Genomic DNA, 15,729 nt, shown 5'->3' on the forward strand with positions numbered 1-15,729 from the left:
ATCTCCGCCAACTCCACCCCATGCAACGACACGAACCCACCCCTGAAGCACGACGACGGCCTGCACAACCCCAACGGGTCATACAGGCCGTCGTCACGCAGGCCCCGGATTAACCAACAGCGTCCGAGAGGGGCGGGGGCATCCGTGTGTCTGGTTCGGTCAGCTCGTGGCCGTGGCCTTGGCGAGGGCTTTGTCGAGGTGGCGGTCGACGAGGGCCGGCGAACCGGAGACGATCAGCAGCAGACTGCCGTCGCGGATCGCGACCTGCTTCACCACGGTGTTCCGTCCTCCGGCGGAGAAGGTCAGGAGCTGGCTCCACTGCTCGTCACCGCGGTCGTGGGGTGCGGTCAGCTTCTGCGAGGTGATGTCGATCGGGGTACCGCCCGCGACGACCTGATAGGTGGGGCAGCCGGTCATGGCGTCGAAGATCTGGCCGATGCCGTCGGACAGCTTGTTCGCACTGTCGCTGTACAGCTCCTCGGAGATTTCGGAACTGCTGCCGGCGTAGGTGAAGGTGGCCTTTGCCTTGCGCGGGAAGGTGAGTGAACCGCCGGTGGCCGCGTCGCCGCCCAGTTCGCTCAGGGCCGGGCAGCCGATGACGGTGACGTCGTCGTGGTGGGCGGTGCGCTCCGGCTTGCGCAGGTAGCCGCTGCCGAGGTCGCTCTCGTCGAGCAGGCGTGACGCGAGCGTGGCCGACGAGAGTGTGACGGTCCTTTGGGCGGTGTCGGCCGGCTTCTCCGTCCGGGCGGAGGGGGTGGTGTCGGGCTTCGTGCCGGTGGAGCAGGCGGGGACGGCGAGGAGGGCGGCGGTGATGCCGAGGGCGGTGGTGGCGACGCGAACGCGCATACGGAACTGACCCCTTGGTGCTTGGCGACGGGTGGTCAGTGCGGGCCTCGGGCCCGTGGGGTCGTAGGGGTAGGGGTCAGTGGCCGAGGTGGCGCAGGCAGTCCTCGAACGTGGCGTGCGTCGCGTCCGCCGGCCCGGCGCTCCGGTTGTACCAGGCGGTGTCCAGACGGTTCTCCTGCTGCTGATGTCCGGCCCGGCAGCGCAGCCAGATCTCGCCGTGGGTGGAGAGGATGAGCCAGTCCCGGTACGCGCCGCACGCAGTGCAGGTGACCAACTCGCCGTCGAGGACGAGCGGCTGCGCCCACGGCATCATCCTGCCGTCGAGCTGGTCGTGGCTGGGCACGCGCAGCTCCGGCGGAAGGAAGTCGTCCACCGCGGCAGCCGGCTCGCTGCGCTCCGGCCCGGCCGACGGCCCGCCGATTACTGGCGGGACCTGGTCCTGCAGCTGCGCCGACAGCTCGAAGAATCGGCGCTGCGCCTCGCTGTCCGCCACCCGGCGGCGTATCCGGTGGAACACCCTGATGTCTCCCTCGCCTCGTCCTGCTTCCGTCATGATCGTCCCCTACGCCCCCGGGAGCTTCAATTCACAGAGTCAACAGTCGGCTTCCAGCGGGTCAGAGGCTGGGGGTCACCGCGTCTTGCCCGCCACATCCTTCCCGCCGCGCCGTGAGCCAGGTGCAGACGGCCGGGAGGTTGTCCTGCGTGTCGTGGCCGGGCCACCCGTGGTGCCGTTCGCGGGCAGTTCCGATGGGTCGCCGGGCAGGTCGGCCATCCGCCGCAGCCGCCACACGAGCACGTCGCTGACCGAGTCCGCGGTGTCGAGTTCCCGGCGCGTGACCGCGTCGGACAGGAGGGTGGCCGGGTCGTGGCCGGCGGCTTCGGCGTCTGCGATGGTCGCGGCCAGCGCGTACCACCCTGGCTCGGCGAGGATCCGTTCGGCCAGGCCGGGCAGCGCTTCGTGCAGCACCACCGTCTGCCGCTGGAGCAGGGGCCGGTTCAGGCGGCGGCCTCGCTGGTAGAGCACGCCGAGGGGTTGGGCGGCGGCGGCCTGGTAGGCGGCGCGAAGGTGCTCGGCGGCCCGTGCGGCTGCGGCGGCCTGCTGGGCATGGCCCTTCTTCGCATGCCAGTGCACGGCGGCGGTGATCAGGAAGAACAGCATGTCGATCGCCATCGCGGTGCTCGCGCCGTCCTCGCCGCGGCCGAGGGCCGGGCCGCCATGGACGAGGTCGCGGGCAGCCTGCCGCAGGGCCCGGTCGTGCCCGCGTACGGCGCGGACGTGGGAGCGCGAAGCCCGTTCGAAGGCCGTTGCGGCGTCTCGCAGTTCGTGGCGGGTGTGGGCGGCGGACGTCTTCGCGAGGGCGTCCAGGACCTCTCCCGCTGCGGCGATGTGGGCGGCGGCGACTGCGTCCTCGCCGTGCTCGACGATGAGCACGGCCTGCCACGCGGCCGATGCCGTCCTGCGGCGGGCCGCGGCCGGAGTACCTGGCCCCGTACGGACCCCGTCCTTCTGCCGGGGAGCCGGGCCGTTCTGGGTGTCGGCGGACCAGCGTTCGCGGATGCGGGGCAGTGAGAGGTCTGGGGCGAGGCGCGCGCCGGGGTAGAACACCGGCTCGCCGTCCTTGTTCCGGTCGTCGGGCAGGGCGACCTTGTATCCGAGGAGGTCCCCGGAGGGCGCGACGCGCTTACGGATCAGGAGGCCGTCACGGGCGAGCCGGTCGAAGAACTCCTCGTCGCTGGTTGCGCCGGCCACCGCGCGCCGTACCGTCTCGCGCAGTTCTTCACGGGCGGTGCGCTCGCGGCCCTGGCGTTCGGCCTTGTGGCGTTCGGCGCTGGTGGGCCGCTGAGCGGCGGTGCCGTCGCCGGGTGCGACCTGGTGGAGGCCGAGTTCCTTCTCGATGAGCCGGGCCTCGGCCTGGGCACGGGCGCCGGAGCGGTAGTCGTCGGGGCGGTGGCCGTCCTCGGTCACGAGGGTGGCGACGATGTGGATGTGGTCGTCCGCGTGCCGTACGGCGGCCCAGCGGCAGCCGGGCTGTCCGTCGCCGGGGTCGATGCCGGTAGCGGCGACGATCCGGCGGGCGACCTCGGCCCACTCCTCGTCGGACAGGGTCCGGTCGCCGGGCGCGGTGCGGACGGAGGTGTGCCACACGTGCTTGGCGGGTCGGGCGTGCGTCGGCAGCGCCTGGACGGGCTGGTCCAGGAGCTGCTGGAGGGCCTTCAGCGTGGCGTTCGGGTCGCGGCCGGGGTCGGGGGCCATGCCGTCGAAGGAGGCCACGAGGTGGGGGTCCACGTGTTCCTCGTGCCTGCCGGTGCCGTAGAGGTAGGCGAGCAGGCCGATGGTCCGGTCGCCGGGCGCGTTGACGCTCGGGATCATGCTGCCTGCTGTTCGAGGACGGCGGTCGCGGCGGCATGCACTGCGTCAGCGGCCCTCCGCACGGCCGCGAGGCTTGCCTCTAGCTGAGGGGAGATATCGGCACCGGAATTCAGGGCCTTCGTCACCTGGTTGAGATTGCTGCCGGCCCAGCCGAGCTTGCGCCGGCTGTCGAACAGGGCGGTCAGAACATCGCGTTCGGTGGCGATCTCGGCGTTCGTTCGGTCGAGATCCCGGGCCGCAGCGAGCGCGGCACGGGCGAGAAAGCCGCCGACGGTCAGGTTGCAGTGGGCGGCGGCGGAGGCGATCAGGGCGAACTCGGCATCGTTGAAGCGGGTCGTACGCAGGTGGCGGCGCTTCTTCTCGGGCGGCTGACGTGGACGCTGACGGGCAGGTCGCTCACGAGGTCGACGATTCGGCTTGCGCTCCTCCTCCGGCTTCGATCCGCCCTCGGTCGAAGCCCCCAGGACCTGCGCCCCCCGGTGCAGGTCCTCTTCCGCCCCCTCGGGGGTGGACTCGGCGGAAGTACTACTTCCGCCCCAACTTGCTCGCCGCGAGACCGTGTTGGAGTCGCTCGCAGGTGCCGGGGTGTTGCCGTTCTGGATCGGGTGCGTCATCGGGAGTCGGGCCTCGTGGAGCGGATGCGGTGCTGGATGGTTGCGGCCAGTTCGACGATGTCGGCCGGCCCGGTGAGGACGCGGACGGGTCCGTCGGGCTGGAACTGGACGAGCCATTGGCCGGTCGGGGCCAGGACCGCGGCGTACAGGAGGCGTCGGCGGACCAGGACGTCCGCCCAGGCGCCGGCCTCGGCGATCGTGGGCTCGGATGTGCGAACGGAGCGCGGTATCACGGTGTGTTTCCTGGAGCGGGGCGGTGGTCCGGCGGGGAGCCGGACCACCTATCTGCGAGTAGGGGCGTTGAGCTGGGGTTTTGTCGGCTCAGCCGCACTCGGGGCAGCGCGCGACGTGGCTGTTGAGCGCCCGGGCCATCCGCTGCTTCGCCGATGCAGCCTGCTTCGCGCTGGACTTGGCCGCCGGCCTGCCCTCGTGCCGCTTGGAGTGGGCGATCATGTAGCCGATCTCCCGCTGGTACTCCGCGCGGACGGTGTTGAACTGGTGGCAGGTCTTCATCGGGCGGTGCTCCTTGTATTTATGGTGTCGTCGCTCCGCAGCTGCTGGAGGACGAGGCTCAGCCGGTCGTTCCGGCCGCCCTTGAGGCCCTCGCGTCGGAGGATCTCCCGTAGCTGGACCCGGGTGACGGCCCCGTTGCCGTCCCGTGCGAGTAGTGCGGGGACGTGGGGGCGGACCTGCTGGACGAGCTGGTCCACGGACTGCTCCGGCTCACGTGGCGGACGCTGGCTTTGCGGGCTTCGGGACCGGCCACTCCGGTTCCCCTTGACCTTGACCTTGGCCTTCGTGGTCGGCTTCCGGCGAAGGGGGACCTTGTGTCCCCGGTCCCCAGCAGGCTCGGTCCCCGTGTCGGTGTCGGTCGGTCCCCGGTCCCCGGTCGGGTCGGTCCCCGTGTCGGTGTCGGTCGGTCCCCGGTCCCCGGTCGGGTCGGTCCCCGTGTCGGTGTCGGTCGGTCCCCGGTCCCCGGTCGGGTCGGTCCTCGACTCGGCGCCGTTCGGTCCCCGGTCGCAAACCTGGGCGTGACCAGGCACTTCGACCGGTGGGCAGCCGGTCCCCGCGTCACCGTCCTGTTCGGTGGGCTCCGTCTTGGCGGGTTCGGAGTCGGTGTCGGTGTGGGTCGGTCCCCGGTCCTCAACGGGCTCGGTCCCCGCGTCGCCGCTCTCGGTCCCCGCGTCATGTTCCCTGGCTACGGGGACCGGTCCCCCCTCCTCACGCGGTCCCCGGTCCCCGATCAGTTCGGCGTGACCGTGGGGACCGGCCGCGAGGACCGCCGTGCTCGGCATCCCCGGCGAGGGGACCGTCGCAACCGTGGCACTGCCACGTGGCGCGGACCAGGGGGAGGGGAGCGGGACCGTGGCGAGCGCGAGGGCGTGCCGGCGGGCGGCGAGCTGGTCGAGCAGCTGCGCGCGCTGGAGGGCGTCGGTGCCGACCGATGCCCTGCCGAGGGCCTTCGACAGCCGCCGGGTGAGGCGTCGGCCGCGCCAGCTCCGCTGCTGCTCGGGCGTGCGCTCCGCGAGGAGGGCGGCGAGGGCGACCGCACGGGTGGTGGCCCGGTCACGGGTGATCTGCGAGGCGTCGCGGTCCCGGGCGGCGATGCCCAGGCGGGACAGCAGGCGTTCGCGTGCCTCCCGCCCCAAGGTGGCAATCAACCCGCGGGACGCGGCGCCCGGCGTGCGCAGGCGCAGTTCGATACCCATGGCGAGGTGCCACAGCATCGCCGCCATGATCGGGCCGACGAAGGCGCGGACGGTGCCGCCGACGGGGCCGCTCTCAGCGAAGGCGGGGATCACTTGCACTCCTGTGATCACCCAGACCAGCGTGCCGGGTAGGCCGGGCGCGCCCTGTGTGACCAGGTTCTGCCGAGCCATCAGCGCGGTCGCGAAGAGAGCGAGCTCCGCTGCGGCGAACATCGCGGCGCGTTCGGCGGTGCCGGCCATGTTGAGGTAGTCGGCGGCGAAGCGCCAGCTCGTGTCCGCGCTGTAGGCGGTACAGCCGAGCGCGGCGAACGCGGCGACCTTGACCGCCGGACTGCCGAGACGCTTCTGCGGGCGCGTGTCCCGCCGCCGCATCGCCCAAGCAGTCAGCATCAGGACAAGGGCGGCGGGCACGCCGATCGCGAGGAGGAGAGACGGGTCCGGAGCGGCACCGAGGGACAGGACGGGATGGGTCATGCGGCCTTTCCGAGAGGGGCGTGCGCCGAGGCCGACGCCACCGGACGGGTCACCGGCTGCCGTGTGCCGGGCTGGGTGGATGCGGTACCGACAGTGGTCGGGGCGGTCTTCTTCCGCTTCTTCTTCGGCCGGGGCACGCCGTAGGTGCGGTCGCGGTCGAGGATCTTGTTGGCGGCCTGCCGCAGCAGGTCACGGGCGTGCTTGTGGCTGATCTGCAGCGCGGCGGCGAGCCGGTCGGGGCGCCAGCCCCGGACGTAGGCGTGGTCGATGACGACCTGGCGCTCCGCTTCGGTCAGGTGCACGTCGCGACCGTTGAAGAACGCGGTCACGCGGCTGTAGTCGAGGCGCTGGGGTAGTCCGTCGTGCCAGGGGCGCCGCTCCGCCTCGGTGAGCCCGCCCCAGATGCCCTCCTTGAGGACGTTCTCCAGGGCGTAGTTGAGGCAGTCGCGGCGCACCGGGCACCAGCCGCACAGCTCCTTCGCCTCGGCGATGGCCTCGTGGTCCCGGGGGAGCGGGAAGAACACGGCGTCGGCGTCCTCGGGGTCCATGCCGTGGCACGCTCCTCGGTTCTGCCAGCTCGTGTCTCCGATGCCGCGCAGGCCGGTGGCCGGCGCGTGGTGGGTGGTGATGTGGCGCAAGGGTGTCTCCGATGTGCTGCCGCGTCGGCCGGTCGGGGCCGGCGCTGGGCGGACGCGGCGTCGGGTACCGGCTGCGGCGCAGGGAGGTGCGCCGCAGCCGAGGCGGGACGATGGTGTTTCGGCGGTGCCCCAGACGGGTGCACTGGCCTTGCGTGCCGGTCAGGCCATCGCGGGCTGCCGGACCTGCTCGGCCTGCTGGGCCTGCTGTGCGGCGGCGAGGTCGAGGCGGCCGGGGTGCGGGGTGGCGCGCGGGGCGGTCCCGCGTGCCCCGCCGTCGGGGCCAATCCTTCGGCGGCGGCACGGCTCACCGGGCTGGGCCAGGCACCACTCGCAGCGAACGCTCAGGGCGTCGGGCTGGCCCTGCGCGACGGCCGCCTCACGCGCGGCACGGGCGGGCCGGTAGGGCGCGAGGGCAGCTCGGGCGGCGGGCGGTATGCAGGAGCCGATCGCCCGCAGCCGGGCCTCCAGCTTCGGGTCGACCCCGTCGCGACCGCTGGTGATCGCCCGGGCCTGCGCGGGCTGCGCGAGGCCGGCGGCGACGGCGCGGCGAGCCCCGGCCAGTTCGGCCGTCCAGGCGGCCTGGTCGTCCGGGTCGACGGACGGCGTGGGGTCGGAGTGCCGGGCCAGGCGGTCGCGCCGGTAGCTCTCCCAGGGACGAGCCACGTCCGCGGGCAGGATTTGGTACGGCGAGGTGCGGATGTGCTGCCGGGCGGCGACACGGGCATCCCAGCCGTGCGGCGTGGCCATCGGCACGTCGCCGAGCAGCTCGTGCCACTGGGCGAGCTGGTCGCGGGCCTCGCCCTGGTCGGTGCGGATGGTTCGGGGGTCGAGCCGGCCGATGTAGGCCAGCAGGGCTGCGATTTCGCGGCGATCCATGGTCAGCCCTCCGTTCCGGTCGGCTCGTCGAGGGCGGCGAGAAGGGCGGCGGTGTGGGCCTCGGCCCGCGTCATGCCGCCCGGTGCACCGGAACCTCCGCCGGGCACGGCGTAGAGGCTCGGGCGGCTGGGGGCGTGCTCTCGGGCGATCCAGGAGCGCCAGTCGGCAGCCCAGGCCCCCGCTGTCCGCGGCTCGAAGGCGGCACGGTGGGCGCGCCACTTCGCATCGGCTGCATGCAGACCCTGCTCGCCGAGGCGATCGAGGTGTCCCTGCTGGCGGGCCCAGGCGTGGGTGGCTGGGTCGACCTGCCACTCGGTAGCCGAGAGGACGGCGGCACCACTGCTGTACCTACGGTTCAAATCCGGTTCACTACGGTTCTGTGTGCCGGTTTCCGGTACATCGCTGTGCCGGTTTCCGGTATGCCGAGGTGCCGGTTTCCGTCGGGACCTGCCGGTTTCCGCTACTGCCGGTTTCCGGACCGTCTCGCGGGATTCCGGTACCTCACGCGGGCGGATTCCGTACCGCCGCAGGGCCGAGAGCCGGAGTGTCGGGCTCGCCTCCGGACCGTCCGCCGACGCCTGGTCGGCGTCCTCCTGCTCTCCCATGGCTCGTGCCAGGGCCTTCGCGGCGAGGGTCAGGCGGTAGACCGTGCTGCGCTGGGGGCCGGTGAGGTCGTCCAGCTGCTCCAGCTCACCGTCGTCGACCAGCCGACCGAGGGCTTCGCGCACCGTGGAGACGGAGGCGCGGGTGCGCTTGGCCAGGCTGGACAGCGACGCCCAGGAGACGCACTGTTCGTCGGCCACCCGGTCGGCGATCGACAGCAGGACCAGGCGTGCAGTTCCCCGGCTGGAGCTGTGCTCCCACACCCACTCACGGGCTTCGCTGCTCATCGGCCGCTCCCGCGCGCGAGGCGGGGCCGTTGGCTTACCGAAGCCGGGGCGGTGTGCTCCGGCTCGGGGCAGGAAGGCGCCGGTCCGGAGGTGGCTGCCGCGCAGGCCAGGCGGAAGGGCCTTTTGCGCAGGGCAGGAGGCATGCAAGAATCCCCTTTGCAGTGTTGCCACGCTGACGCGCCCGGTGGAATGGGATCAGCGTGGTGATGGTGGGCAATCGCCGCCCTTGCCGGGGCGGTTATGCCGTCAGGCGTTCGGCGTCCGGGAGTTCGCTCTCGGACGCCGCCGCTGTTTACGGACCTATATGGCCGGTCCGTGTGCCGCTCGCTCCTCGCATTCGCCGCGCCGGGCAGGGCTGCCCGGGGGACGACGAACATACGCACGGGCCTGCGACAAGATCGAGAGTTGGTTCTTAATCTCTGTACTAGTCGCAGAGCGTGACGAGGCGAGACGCCAGGTTGTCGCTCGCACGTGTCGCCAAGGCTGCCGGAGAATCGTTGCCGCGATCCCTCGGAGCGCTCGACAGACGCCATGGATGGAGGCGGCGGGCGAGGCCGGGCAGCCGACTGCTCGCTCCGGGTCTCGGAGGTGAGCGTCACGGTGCCCCCACGTGTCTCTTGCACAACGCCTTGTTGAACCTGCTGGCCAGAGCGATTTAAGCCAAGCGTCATCAGGGCAGTCAACGGCGCTCTTTTGTCCGCTTTGGTCGCAAACGTCGTCGCGGTGGCTGGTGCCTGGTCTCCGGCCTACGTGCCCGTAAGTCGCTTGCCGCATAAGGGGAGTGGCGTTTAGGGGTGGATCTGATAAGGCATTAGATAATGTGGTCTAGACCGAACGCGAGGCGGTCCGACGAAAATCGGCAACCTTTTGCCGGTTTTCCTGGCGGCCCGTTTGTTGATCAAGAGCGACGTCCGATTCGGGTGCGAACGTACGCGATGTCGCCTCCATCTGGTTCGACGTTAAACCAGTGCAGGGGTGCCCCTTTGTGCCCCATGCCACATGCAATCAAGATCGCTTAAATGTTGCGTATGGTTCCTGTCGGGAGATGGTGGGGCGGGGGTTCGGTGCATGCACTGGACCCTTTTGCGCGCCCGGAAATGGGAGTCTCCGCAGAGGCGTAAAGGCAGGTTTTTCGTGGTCACAAATGAACAAGGCCCCGGCAGCGACGAGGCTGCGGACAAGGAGGTCCCGGGTCAGGTCGCCGGCTCGGGGGGCGAAGTGACCTCGGGGGACGATGTCGAGCAGCCAGTGGCCGGCCAGTTCATGGGGTTCGGCGCACTGCTGCGGAGATGGCGCAAGAACGCACGGGTCAACCAGACGCTGGCGGCCAAGGCCCTGGACATGGGCGAGCGGACGTACCGCAAGATCGAGCGTGGCGCGATCCCGCCCAGGCTGACCCGGGAGCAGGTTGAGTCCCTGGCGACGCTGCTCAACCTGGACCGTGACGAGCGTCATGCGCTGGTGCTCTACAACATCGGTTCCGCCCTGGTGCCGCCGAGCGGTTCCGGGCAGCCCGAGCTGCAGCAGGCGCTGCGCCTGCTCATCGACCGGCAGATGCCCAGCCCCGCGTACCTGTGTGACCAGCACTGGAACATCTTGGGTTTCAACACTGCGATGGCCGAGTGGTGGCCATGGGTGATGGAGCCGGGTGCGAACTTGATTCGCTGGGCCCTGACCGAACCGGAGGCCCGTGCCCAGTACCAGGACTGGGACAAGCACGCGTCAGCGTACGTAAAGATCTTGAAATTCGCCCAGGCCACCAGGCCGAATGATGCAGAGTTGCGCCGGCTGATCGACGACGTCAAAAGGGATGTCGACGTGCGGCAGGTGTGGGAGACCGAGCACGACATGGGCGAGACGCGCGATGGCCACGTCTTCCGGATGAACATACCGACGCTGGACTGGGAGACCGTCGAGGTCGTGAGCCATGTCCTCTACCCGGCGTCGATGCCCGACTGCCGCTTCGTCGTGATCACCTGGGTCGAGGGTGGAGGGGACGACGAACGGGACGCCTTGGGAGGCACCCGCGACGCCTGGGCCGCCACGACGGCGAACCAGGACGATGTGGCCATCGCGCGGCGACACGCGGAAAACCGCGCGGCCGAGGATGCCGCCACCCGCTGGCGCCGGGAAGCGGCGGCACTCGCCTCCCGGACAGTCGTCTCAACCGCCGAGGAGGCGGCGGCCCTTGCAGGGGCGGACGGCGTACCGCTGCCGGCTATCAGCCAGGTTCTGGGCAGGGATGTCCAGCTGACCCTCGCCCCCGACCAGCGCACCGTGGTGTGGGCTGTCGAGGAGGCGATCGGGATCTGGTCCGTCACTCACGTCTCGCCGGCCACGGTGGTCGCCCGCGTGCCCAGGGGCGTCCTGCAGGGGGCCCGCCTCGCCGAGATGCGTCAGCTGGTCCGCGCCGCACTGCCGGCCGACAGCGCGGCGGCAACCGCCCGCATCGGGGAGCTTCTCCACGAGCGTGACACCGAGCAGCGCGTGCTCCGCGACGTCCTGCAGTCGATCCAGGAGAGTGGCACCGGCGAGCTCGGCGCCCAGGGCGCTGGCCAAGAATCCTAGGCCACGAGGCCCGCCGTGTAACCGAATGGCGCGCAAGCGCCCAGCTGGTGCAGTCGCTGTCGCACCTAGCCCTTCGCACAGAAAGACCTCTTCGTGAACACCTACACCTATCCGCTGCCGCTGCGTTGGGCGGACGCGGACTCTTACGGGCACGTCAACAACTCGCTGTTCCTCACCTACCTGGAGGAGGCGCGTACGCGCATGTTCCAGGACATGCTGCCGGCGGACGAAGCCGGACGGCGCCAGCGAGCCTTCGTGGTCAGCCAGTCTGTCGTCGACTACCGCGCCCCGCTGACGTACCGCGAGGAGCCGGTCGACGTGCAGGTCTGGGTCATCAGCTGCCGTGGGGCTCGGCTCGAACTCGGATACGCCATCCGGGACGCCGAGCGCACGTACGCGGAAGCCGTGACGAAGATGGCCGCGTACGACCTGGACACCGGCCGACCGCGGCGCATCTCCGAAGCCGAGCTGGAGTTTCTCGCTCGTTACACGGAATCCTGACCCCAGGTCCTCTGATCAGCGGGTCGCCGTCGGCCCGTACGCGCGGTGCCTCGCCCTGCACAGCGGGGCGCCGCTCCGCCGTCCCCGGGCCAGGTGCGGCTCGCTGATGACCGGCTGGAGCCACCGAGGGGTAGGTCCAACTTCCGGGCCGCGGCCGCATGTGCCCTCCGCATCCGCACCCGGTCGTCACGGTCGCTCGGCGGAACAAACACCGCCGTGCGCCCCGCGGCCTGGCTGCTCCTCGACCGTGTCGCGCCGCTCATGGCCGTACTCCCACGAGTCGGGCGGCGCCGGCGTCCAGGAGCTGCTCTCCCGCCCGGCGTCCGACAGCGGTGGGGTCGGAGGCAGGGCCGCACGTGACGGTGCGAAGGGGCGCACCGCCGACTGGGTCGAGGACGACGGCGTGCACGGTGACGCACTCGGCTTCCTCGTCGAGGGTGGCGTGAACGGAGGCGGCGGTGAGGCAGCCGCCCCGCAGGGTGGCGAGGGTGGCACGTTCTGCGTCCACGAGGACGCGGGTGGGGCCGTGGGTGAGCGGGGCGAGGAGCTGGCTGGTGGTGTGATCGTCGGCGCGGTGCTCGATGACGACGATCCCGGCGCCGGCAGCGGGCAGCCATACCGTGGGGTCCAGGATCTGCGAGGCGCGGTCCGCGAGGCCGAGGCGCCGAAGCCCGGCAAGGGCGGCGATCATCGCATCCGCCCCCAAGGCCCCGGCGTCGAGCGCGTTTACCCGGGTGTCGGCGTTCCCGCGGATCGGTACGGGGACCAGATGCGGGTGGAGGGCCTTGAGGAGTGCGGCTCGGCGGGGTGCGCTCGTGCCCACGCGGGTACCGGGCGGCAGTGCGTCCAGGGTGGTGGGTGGCCGCCCGGCGGGCAGGACGAGAACGTCGCGGACGTCCTCGCGGGGCAGGACCGCTCCGATCGTGATCCCGGAGGGCCGGTCGTGGGGGCCAGGGATGTCCTTCGCGCAGGCGATGGTGGCTTCGACCCGGCCGTCGAGAAGATGCTCGTCGGCCCGGCGGGTGAATGCGCCCTTCCCGCCGATCTCGGCCAGCGGACCTCGGTGCTGGTCCCCTTGAGACGTGATTCTGAGGACCTCGAGGTCGATGTGCGGGTACAGGGTTCGGAAGGCCGTCTCGACCCGGCCGGTCTGCTCCATGGCCATGGGGCTGGGCCGAGTTCCCATCCGAAACCGGGTGGTGGTCGTGCTGGATGTCATTGCGGATCACTTTCAGACGGAAGGGCTGAGGGGAGCCAGCGTGGCTGCGCCGGGACGCGGTGGCGCGAGGTGACGCGCGGGCTCCCCGAGTCTGGCTGTTCCCGAGCTGGTCTAAGGCGAGGTCGGCGAACCGCATGGGGCGCGGCGGCTCCGGTCCCGTCTGCGGTAGCGGGGTAGTGTGCCAGCCCACACGGCTCGGCCTGATCAGGGCAGGTCGCGCGGTCCGTACAGGGCGACTGGTTGCTTCGTCATCAGCGCCCAGTACCGGTCGCCATGGCTCCAGTGCCACCACTCGGTCGCGTAATTCACGAGCCCGGCGGCGGAGAGCACGTTGACCAGCGTCATTCGGTTCGTACGGGCCTGGGGACTGATTGAGCTCGCGCCCGTGTAACAGGCACCGTTGCTTTCCTCGGGGCTCGCGTTCACGCGCGTGCCCATGTCCAGCTCGGTGCCGTTGGCGTCCACGAGGGTGAGGTCGACGGCGGCGCCGGCGCTGTGCGGCGCGATCTCCGGTGGAGACACGTACCGGCTTGCGGCCTCGTGCACTTGATCTTGCGACCAAGCAGGGTTGGCCGTACGCAGCTCGTCCGCGTACTCCTCGAAGTAGCGCCGTTGCAGGTCAGGCGGGCGGTAGCCCTCGACGTAGAGCAGGCGCAGGTCGGCGGGCAGGAGAGCCTGGGCGTACAGGAGCCGGTCGAGAACTCCCTGACGGAGTTGAGCGAAGGCACCTGCCGGGTCGGCCCTGCGGTCGTCGACTAACAGGTTCCTGCGGACGTCGACGAGCGGCTCGCCGCAGTCCGCGACGGGGACGGCGGCCACGCGCGGGTCGCTCATCAAGATGAGGGGACTGGCGGCATCCCGCGGGTTCGTGTTCACCAGGACTCCTTGATTCGTCGGCTGCGTACGGACCCGCGCGCCTCGCGGGGTGTTTCTCCTCGCCGTGTGGGGCGGTGGTGTCGGCCGTTCGGGCCGGGACCGGTGCCCTGGTGGGGTCGTCTCTTCCTGAGCGGGCGCCGGTGCGCGGATGGCTGGTCGGCCGAGGCCGCGGCGTCGGGCATGGGGTTCCTCGATTCGGCTGTTTCGCTTCGGGCGGTGCTGAGCTACCAGGCGGTGGGGTCGGCGAGTTCGGTGACGGGCTGGTGGGCGGCCTTGGGGATGCCGAGAAGGGAGCGGGCGTGGTGGGCTGCCTGGAGTTGCTCGGCTGCGGATGGCCCCCAGTCGAAGAACTGCAGGGCCTGCTCCGGGGTGGCCAGGATCCGGGTGTAGGTGCGGCCGGTGGCCGGATCGACGGAGGCCGGTCCGAGGCTCGCGAGGGCGGCGGCGTAGCGGACGCGCGCGCAGGGCTCGCCGGGGTCGGACAGGTACCCGAGGTACCGGGTGCCGGCCAGCTCGGCGGCGGCCTCCTCGCGAGCTTCACGGAGCAACGTGTTCTCGGGGTCTGCGCGGTCCGCGGGTTCCGGAGTGCCGCCGGGCAGACAGGCGGCGCCAGTGTCCGGCTCCAGGAGCACCAGGACCCGCCCGTCTGGGGCGAAGGCCCAGACCCAGGACTGGCGGACTGTAAGGCCGTTGGGGACGGGGATGGGATGGAAGAGGAGATGGTGGTGGGCTCGGGCAGTGCGCAGGACTCCGACCCTGTCAAGGACGGTCGGGGTGATCGGGAGCCCGTCCTCCAGAAACGCGGCACCGGCGCCGCTGATACGGGCGCGGAGCGCGGACAGGGCACGCCGGGCGTCGCCCGGAGACATCAGAGCGGGAAGCTCGGCGGGCTCGACGAACTCGATGCCGTCGATCTCGCCAGGTGCGGGCCGGATCGCCGCGATCTGGTCCTCGTCCCAGACGCCGCCGTCGAAGACGTGCAGGAGTTCGCCGGGGAACTTCATGGCGGCGGGCGTCCTGCGGCCGGCGGGGGAAACCCAGTCGACGGCCAGCCCGCGGGTGACGGGCGCCGTGACGCCGAGCTCCTCCTCCAGCTCGCGGGCGGCGCCCTGCGCGGGGGACTCGCCCTTGTCGACGGCGCCGCCGGGCAGCAGACGGGTGGAGCGGTAGGTCACGCGCTGGAGCAGGACCTGCCCGCGCTTGTCGGTGATCAGCACGGAGGTTCCGGCCCACAGGGCGGCCGAGGCGCGCAGCGCCCCGTACGCCTCCTCTTTCATCGCCACGCTGGGACGTTCGTCGGGTGCGGAAGTCGTCGTCATCTCTCTCCGATCGGTGGGTGCTCGCTCGTGGTGAAGGGCGCGCGGGCGGGCTGTCAGGTGGTCAGCTGGGCCGGGTCGCCCTTCATCGGGCCGGGGATGAGCCGGGTGAAGTACTCGGTCTGGATGATCTGGATGCGGTCTCCCTCGGGGAGGCGGGCGAGGATGCCGGGCAGGGGCCGTTCGCGTGCGACCTCGCCGCGGTTCGCGAGGATTGCGCGCCACTTGATGTCGGCCCAGGGGGTGACGTCGACGCTGGTGGTCACGTACGTGTCCGGCACCGAAAGGACGGCCTTGCCCGCGCCTTCGAGCAGGGGGCGGAGCAGGCCGACGCCGGACTCGGGGTGCGTGGCGGCGTACAGCGCGGCCGGCTGCCAAGGCGGGCCCGCGTCGGGATGCATGTGGGCAAGGCCGGCGGCTTCGACGGCGAGCAGGGTGATCTGGTGGGCGCGTACGTGGTCGGGGTGGCCGGTGAGCTGGCCGAGGGCGTCGTGTCCGATGACGATGTCGGGCCGGAAATCCCGGATGTGGGCGACGAGGCGGCCGACTGCTTCGTCGAGGGGAGCGTCGACGAGGCGTGGCCGACCGGGGGCGGCCTCGGGGTCGCGGGCGTCGTTGTAGCCGAGCAGGCGGGGGGTGCCGGCGCCCAGAACGGCCAGGGCGTCGGCGAGTTCCGGAGCCCTGCGGCTGTCGGGGGCCCAGGTGGCGGTGACGACCGCCGTGCGGGCCCCGGCGGCGTGATGCTGGGCGAGGACGCCCCCGGCGAGGAGGGACTCGTCGTCTGGGTGGGCGAAGACGGCAAGCAGGCTGGGCAGCACGGGGATCTCCGGG

At 71.4% G+C, this 15,729-nt stretch carries 16 protein-coding genes; 2 read left to right on the forward strand and 14 right to left on the reverse strand.

All coding sequences use genetic code 11. The annotated features are described in order from the left end of the window. Positions 1 to 159: 159 nt before the first annotated feature. The 10 genes from E2B92_RS22665 to E2B92_RS22710 form a co-directional block, all read right to left on the reverse strand. On the reverse strand, positions 160 to 846 hold the full coding sequence (locus E2B92_RS22665; protein WP_126883758.1) for a hypothetical protein: 687 nt from the start codon (positions 844 to 846) through the stop codon (positions 160 to 162). Positions 847 to 922: 76 nt separating this feature from the next. Further along, the gene (locus E2B92_RS22670) at positions 923 to 1,399 is read right to left on the reverse strand and encodes a hypothetical protein (protein WP_235023926.1); all 477 of its coding nucleotides are present in this window, start codon (positions 1,397 to 1,399) and stop codon (positions 923 to 925) included. 75 nt (positions 1,400 to 1,474) lie between these two features. Further along, complete coding sequence (locus E2B92_RS22675; protein WP_126883757.1) at positions 1,475 to 3,217, reverse strand: relaxase/mobilization nuclease domain-containing protein; 1,743 nt, start codon at positions 3,215 to 3,217, stop codon at positions 1,475 to 1,477. Next, positions 3,214 to 3,831: a hypothetical protein gene (locus tag E2B92_RS33485; RefSeq protein WP_235023927.1), complete on the reverse strand. Its 618-nt coding sequence runs from the start codon at positions 3,829 to 3,831 to the stop codon at positions 3,214 to 3,216. The genes E2B92_RS22675 and E2B92_RS33485 overlap by 4 nt, the downstream gene beginning before the upstream one ends. Beyond that, a complete protein-coding gene (locus E2B92_RS22685; RefSeq protein ID WP_126883756.1) occupies positions 3,828 to 4,064 on the reverse strand; it encodes a hypothetical protein in 237 nt (78 codons plus the stop codon). Before E2B92_RS22685 ends, E2B92_RS33485 begins: the two co-directional genes overlap by 4 nt. Positions 4,065 to 4,152: 88 nt before the next feature. Continuing rightward, entirely contained in the window at positions 4,153 to 4,344 is a 192-nt protein-coding gene (locus E2B92_RS22690) for a hypothetical protein (RefSeq protein ID WP_126883755.1), read from the reverse strand. Beyond that, a complete protein-coding gene (locus E2B92_RS22695) occupies positions 4,341 to 6,014 on the reverse strand; it encodes a hypothetical protein (protein ID WP_126883754.1) in 1,674 nt (557 codons plus the stop codon). The genes E2B92_RS22690 and E2B92_RS22695 overlap by 4 nt, the downstream gene beginning before the upstream one ends. After that, positions 6,011 to 6,652 (reverse strand): WhiB family transcriptional regulator, encoded by a 642-nt coding sequence (locus E2B92_RS22700; protein ID WP_126883753.1) that lies wholly within the window; start codon positions 6,650 to 6,652, stop codon positions 6,011 to 6,013. The genes E2B92_RS22695 and E2B92_RS22700 overlap by 4 nt, the downstream gene beginning before the upstream one ends. Before the next feature lie 159 nt (positions 6,653 to 6,811). Beyond that, complete coding sequence (locus E2B92_RS22705; protein WP_126883752.1) at positions 6,812 to 7,528, reverse strand: zinc finger domain-containing protein; 717 nt, start codon at positions 7,526 to 7,528, stop codon at positions 6,812 to 6,814. 2 nt (positions 7,529 to 7,530) lie between these two features. After that, entirely contained in the window at positions 7,531 to 8,418 is an 888-nt protein-coding gene (locus E2B92_RS22710) for a helix-turn-helix domain-containing protein (protein WP_126883751.1), read from the reverse strand. Positions 8,419 to 9,486: 1,068 nt separating this feature from the next. Between E2B92_RS22710 and E2B92_RS22715 the strand changes: the two genes are divergently transcribed. Then, on the forward strand, positions 9,487 to 10,986 hold the full coding sequence (locus E2B92_RS22715; RefSeq protein ID WP_235023928.1) for a helix-turn-helix transcriptional regulator: 1,500 nt from the start codon (positions 9,487 to 9,489) through the stop codon (positions 10,984 to 10,986). Between the two features lie 93 nt (positions 10,987 to 11,079). Then, positions 11,080 to 11,487 carry an acyl-CoA thioesterase gene (locus E2B92_RS22720; RefSeq protein WP_106517271.1) on the forward strand — a complete coding sequence of 136 codons (408 nt, stop codon included), beginning with the start codon at positions 11,080 to 11,082 and terminating at the stop codon, positions 11,485 to 11,487. Between the two features lie 259 nt (positions 11,488 to 11,746). Here the strand turns inward: E2B92_RS22720 and hemC are convergent, their stop codons facing one another. The 4 genes from hemC to E2B92_RS33030 form a co-directional block, all read right to left on the reverse strand. Next, on the reverse strand, positions 11,747 to 12,706 hold the full coding sequence (gene hemC / locus E2B92_RS22725) for a hydroxymethylbilane synthase (protein ID WP_126883750.1): 960 nt from the start codon (positions 12,704 to 12,706) through the stop codon (positions 11,747 to 11,749). A 204-nt stretch (positions 12,707 to 12,910) separates the two neighbouring features. After that, positions 12,911 to 13,540: a M15 family metallopeptidase gene (locus E2B92_RS22730; protein ID WP_126883749.1), complete on the reverse strand. Its 630-nt coding sequence runs from the start codon at positions 13,538 to 13,540 to the stop codon at positions 12,911 to 12,913. 266 nt (positions 13,541 to 13,806) lie between these two features. Continuing rightward, positions 13,807 to 14,859, reverse strand: a complete 1,053-nt coding sequence (locus E2B92_RS22735) for an NUDIX domain-containing protein (protein WP_235023945.1) — start codon at positions 14,857 to 14,859, stop codon at positions 13,807 to 13,809. Positions 14,860 to 14,954: 95 nt separating this feature from the next. Beyond that, the gene (locus E2B92_RS33030; protein ID WP_327437500.1) at positions 14,955 to 15,722 is read right to left on the reverse strand and encodes a PIG-L deacetylase family protein; all 768 of its coding nucleotides are present in this window, start codon (positions 15,720 to 15,722) and stop codon (positions 14,955 to 14,957) included. Between the last annotated feature and the right edge of the window lie 7 nt (positions 15,723 to 15,729).

Source organism: Streptomyces sp. WAC05374 (assembly GCF_004353505.1).
Lineage (GTDB): Bacteria > Actinomycetota > Actinomycetes > Streptomycetales > Streptomycetaceae > Streptomyces.